5 protein-coding genes and 1 pseudogene are annotated in these 4,377 nt (G+C 59.7%); 2 read left to right on the top strand and 4 right to left on the bottom strand.

Features of this window, described 5'->3' with window-relative positions:
- On the top strand, positions 1-939 hold a 939-nt coding region (locus ACK4OE_RS25365), incomplete at its 5' end, for a phosphotransferase enzyme family protein (protein ID WP_409889193.1).
- A 28-nt stretch (positions 940-967) separates the two neighbouring features.
- Here ACK4OE_RS25365 and map read toward each other — a convergent pair.
- Positions 968-1,768 carry a type I methionyl aminopeptidase gene (gene map / locus ACK4OE_RS25360; protein WP_409889192.1) on the bottom strand — a complete coding sequence of 267 codons (801 nt, stop codon included), beginning with the start codon at positions 1,766-1,768 and terminating at the stop codon, positions 968-970.
- The gene (locus tag ACK4OE_RS25355; protein WP_409889191.1) at positions 1,768-2,043 is read right to left on the bottom strand and encodes a ParD-like family protein; all 276 of its coding nucleotides are present in this window, start codon (positions 2,041-2,043) and stop codon (positions 1,768-1,770) included. Before ACK4OE_RS25355 ends, map begins: the two co-directional genes overlap by 1 nt.
- Before the next feature lie 60 nt (positions 2,044-2,103).
- Between ACK4OE_RS25355 and ACK4OE_RS25350 the strand changes: the two are divergent.
- A pseudogene (locus ACK4OE_RS25350) lies at positions 2,104-2,387 on the top strand (short-chain dehydrogenase); the annotation flags it as partial.
- A gap of 213 nt (positions 2,388-2,600) precedes the next feature.
- On the opposite strand, the gene ACK4OE_RS25345 reads toward ACK4OE_RS25350, so the two are convergent.
- Together ACK4OE_RS25345 and ACK4OE_RS25340 are read right to left on the bottom strand one after the other, a co-directional pair.
- Positions 2,601-4,049, bottom strand: coding sequence for a toll/interleukin-1 receptor domain-containing protein (locus ACK4OE_RS25345; protein ID WP_409889190.1), 1,449 nt, complete (start codon positions 4,047-4,049; stop codon positions 2,601-2,603).
- A 79-nt stretch (positions 4,050-4,128) separates the two neighbouring features.
- On the bottom strand, positions 4,129-4,275 hold the full coding sequence (locus tag ACK4OE_RS25340; RefSeq protein WP_409889189.1) for a helix-turn-helix domain-containing protein: 147 nt from the start codon (positions 4,273-4,275) through the stop codon (positions 4,129-4,131).
- Positions 4,276-4,377 lie beyond the last annotated feature (102 nt).

The following is a 4,377-nucleotide window of genomic DNA, read 5'->3' as shown; positions in this document are numbered from 1 at the left end:
TATGGCCTGCCAGTGCAGAAGTGCTACCTGATCCGCCGCAACCTCAACGACAACTACGCCGTGTGGGGCACGGATGGCAGCCGCTACGTGGCGCGGCTTTGTGCCATCCGGCCGCGCGGTCCGTTCAATGTGGATTTTGAAGTTGCGCTGCTGGCCCACCTGCACGCAAAGGGCGTGGGCGTGGCCACGCCGGTGCTGGCTGCGAAAGGAGCTGCCAGCGTTACCCTGCCGTTCCCTGAGGGCCCGCGTGCGCTGGTGCTGTTTCGCCACTGCGATGGTGCCGTGCCCGATACGCCCGAGGAACTGCATCTGACCGGCGCCACGCTGGCCCAGATTCACAGCGCCGCGCAAAGCTACGCAGGCCCCGCAAGCCGCTATGTGCTGGACGGTCACCATCTTGCAGGCCGCACGCTAGGCTACCTCAGCGCCCATCCCGAGATCGACCCCACCTTGCTGGATGCCTACCGGCAACTGATTGAGTGCCTTCTGAGCGAGTTGGCGAATGTTGAGGGCACCTTGACCCGCGTGATGTGCCACGGCGACACGCATGGCTTCAACAACCATGTGACCACCGATGCCGATGGTGTGCAGCGCGCCGCCTTCTTTGACTTTGACGACGCCGGACCGGGGTTCCTTGCTTATGACCTGTGTGTGTGGCTGTGGTCGAACCTGCCGCGCAAGGCCCCCATGGAGCCCGACGAAGCCTTGCTCAAGCGCTGGCAGCAGTACCTGGCCGGCTACCGCGCAGGGGGCGGCCGTGTTACCGATGCCGACCTCGCCGCCTTGCCGCTCTTCGTGCAATTGCGGCATCTGTGGAACATGGGGGAGGGCGTGGCGCGCATCCACCACTGGGGCGCCAACATGATGTCTGCCGAATGGATTAAGAAGCAGCCCGATGTGATGGCCGCTTGGGCCCGTCTGGAGCTGCCACCCGGCTGATGCGGCAATCTCCTCGTGCAGGCCATCCCTAAATCGCAGGGTAGCTGCCCGTGCCCCCCGGCCACGCTGTAAGCACCTCAAAGCCGCTGTCTGTCACAGCCACCATGTGCTCCCACTGGGCCGAGAGCGAGCGGTCCTTGGTCACCACCGTCCAGCCATCGGCCAGCTCCTTCGTCTCGCGCTGGCCTGCGTTCAGCATCGGCTCGATGGTGAAGACCATGCCCGCCTCCAGCCGCAGCCCCTGGCCGCGCCGCCCGTAGTGCAGCACCTGCGGCTCATCGTGGTACACGGTGCCAATGCCGTGGCCGCAGTATTCGCGCACCACGCTGAAGTTCTCGCGCTGCGCCACCGTGGCAATGGCGTGGCCCACATCGCCCAGCGTTGCCCCCGGCTTCACCGTGCGGATGCCCGCGCACAGCGCCTCGTACGTGGTGCGCACCAGCCGCTGGGCCAGCACGCTGGGCGTGCCCACGCAGAACATGCGGCTGGTGTCGCCATACCAGCCGTCTTTTTCCACCGCCACATCAATGTTCACGATGTCACCCTTCTTCAGCACCTGCTGGGGCGAGGGGATGCCGTGGCACACGACATGGTTCACCGAGGTCAGCACCGTTTTGGGGTAGCCCAGGTAGCCCACATTGGCAGGCCGCGCGCCCTGCACGTTCACGATGTGGTCGTGGCACAGGCGGTCCAGCGCGTCGGTGGTCACGCCCGGCACCACATGTGGCTCGATCATGGCCAGCACCTCGGCCGCCAGCTGCGCCGCCCGCCGCGCCATCACCAGTTCTTCGGCCGAGCGGATCGGCACCCCACGGTCAGCGCGGGCCATCAGTGCGGCTGCTTTCTGGCGCGGGCGGCAGGGGCGTCTGCAGCAGGCTTGCTGTCCAGCTCACCCCGCGCCGCCAGCGCCACATCCAGCCCACCCGCCAGCTCGGCCCGCACCAGCATCTGGCAAATCTCGCGGTGGTCCAGGTCGGGGTACATCTCGGCCAGCATGCCGACGCGCATCCAGTGCTCGGCCTGGGAGTTGATGGAACGGCTCAGCGCCGTGCTGGCCAGACGCAGGTTTTCGTGCATCTGGTCGGAAATTTTGACTATGCCCATGGGGTACTGCCTTTAAGCGAAACGTATTTGAATTGTATATGTTTTGCATATTGTGGGCGCAGCATTGGCAACAACCTCCTGGGCGGCTGGTACAGCTACCGCGCCAGCAAGGCCGCGCTCAACATTCTGGTCAAAATGGCGTCCATCGAAGTGGCCCGCACCCACCCGCAGGCCGTGCTGGTGGCGTTGCACCCAGGCAACTCGGCCTCGTCGACACCGTTCACCGGCGCAGAAATTGGCCGCCCGACTGCTGGCGCGGTGGGGACATGCTGCGGGTGCTGGATGGTTTACCGGTGGAAGAAGCGGGCGGGTTTTATGCGTACAGCGGGGACAAGCTGCCGTAGTAGCCGCGCTGGTACGTGCAAGGCATTTTGCTATGGTTTTGATACTGCGTGTTCCCGTCTATCAAGCGCTGGCGGGCAATTTGGCCTTAGGTGTTTTTGACGCTAGTGAGTGCTTGAGGCAAAACGCAAGACCTGCCCCCAGCGTTGTGACCCCAGCGTGGTTAACCCCCACTCTTCCGCGACCTTCCGACAATATGGCGAATTGAACTGCACTCAGGGGCGAGTGCTTAACTGATCAATATTGGTCAGCAATTCGACGCTGGTAGCGTTAAAACCGTCCCCATACTGTCTCATGCTCTTCACGTCAGCCTTAAATTTTTCAAGATCGTCGGCGTCAAGTAGTGCTGCGACCTGTCGCCAGTAGGCGTCAGAGGATGCCCGAGCAAAAATCTCAAAAGGCTTATGCAAACCTCCTGCAAAAACGTGAGTCGCTGGATGCCATCGGACGTCCTTGCGTTGCGCTTTAAAGTAGAGAAAGAAGTCTGCTTGAAGTAGCTCGTCACGGCTTAGGGACGTGCCATTCGTGCGTTCTAGCAGGAGATCGGCAACGAGATTGGCTCGTCTGGATTGAAGCCGTTGCTTACGCCTATCCATTGATTCGACACTGCGTGCTAGCACTCCGAACGAGTGCATGACCGGTCCGGGAACGGCCGTTGAGTAGTAATCGCGATTCAAAAGGGTGTGTGAAATGTCAAACCGATGTGTCTTTAATGCGAGAGCGTTAGTGACTAAAAATAGCTCACGACAGATCAATCTGTAGTTATCAAAAGCGTCTGAATACCAAGACCCTTGCTGCTCATTTGGCCGCTCTGTATACGGAATGATTTGCTCGAAAAAATTATGGAGCACGTCGCCGAGCGTGCCAGGTTGAGTCTGGCGAATGGCGACGTTGAGAACTTCGATGAATTCGTCGCGGTAAGGCTTGAACAGCTCAAAGGACTCTACGACTTGGTCGTCAAAGTTGCGGTTTTCATCGCGGGTAATGCGTAGTCGATCAAGGTGCTTGGCAAGCATTTCGAGATACTCAGATAGCGAACCTATGGCATGTGCCTTTCCCGTGCGGAAAGCTTCCATCGTTCTACGCGCATACATATTGGTACCCAGGTCGACGCCAGTTTTTTCCAGCAAAAAGCTCGGTGTCGGGCCGTAGGTTGTTGGCCGCTCTTCTGCGTGCTTGTCGTGTACCCACCTCAGCATCTTTTCAAATTCATCGACATATTTGCTTTCATCGCTGAAGTCGAAATAGATGCGTCCCTTGTAGTAAGTCGGAAGGTACGGCTGACCTTGGTCGTCGCGTTGGCAGACCCCCAAGGCAAACTTTCTAGTCTCAACTTTGCTGTACATCTCGGGTGAAATGATTGTGGTTTCAGTACCGACACCACCCTCACGGTCGTTGGCCCGCTCAGCATATTTTTTATCTGACAGGATCAGAACTTTGGTCACATCAGGATCATTCACCATGCGTTCCATGAACCGAATGGAGTCGTCGCCAGGCCGCAGATCCCATGCGTCGATGATTGAATGCACGTTGCTCGCTTGCATGTCGCGAGCAAGGCGCAATACCCATTGCTGGTGGTCGTAGCTCGTCCATGAGTACGACAGGAAAACTCTGATTCTGGAATCCTTTGTAGCGGATTCAGCGGACGTGTCTGTATTTGCCAAAACCATTCCTCCAAGAGTATTTGCCGAGTGTTTCCCCCCGACCTTCTTCAATTATTGAGCTTTGTCAGGTGGTCAGCGGTTAGATATCGATCCCAAACTTCCTCACCCGATAAGCCATCGTAGCCCGGCTAATCCCCAACAACCGCGCCGCCAGCGCCACATTCCCCCCAGCACTCTGCAGCGCCTGCCGCAGCATCTGTTCTTCCGCCTGATGCAGCGGTGCCACCACCGGCGCAGCGGCTAGCGTTAGCCTCGCACCAGCCCGCGCACTTGCGACTGCAGCGGCTGGTGGTGTTTGCACCGTAGCACCCCCCCCCCCCCCCCCCCC

This window comes from Acidovorax sp., from assembly GCF_046314175.1.
Taxonomy (GTDB): domain Bacteria; phylum Pseudomonadota; class Gammaproteobacteria; order Burkholderiales; family Burkholderiaceae_C; genus Acidovorax.
Note: the sequence above shows the minus strand (reverse complement) of the source record. Positions and strands in the feature narration are given on the sequence as shown.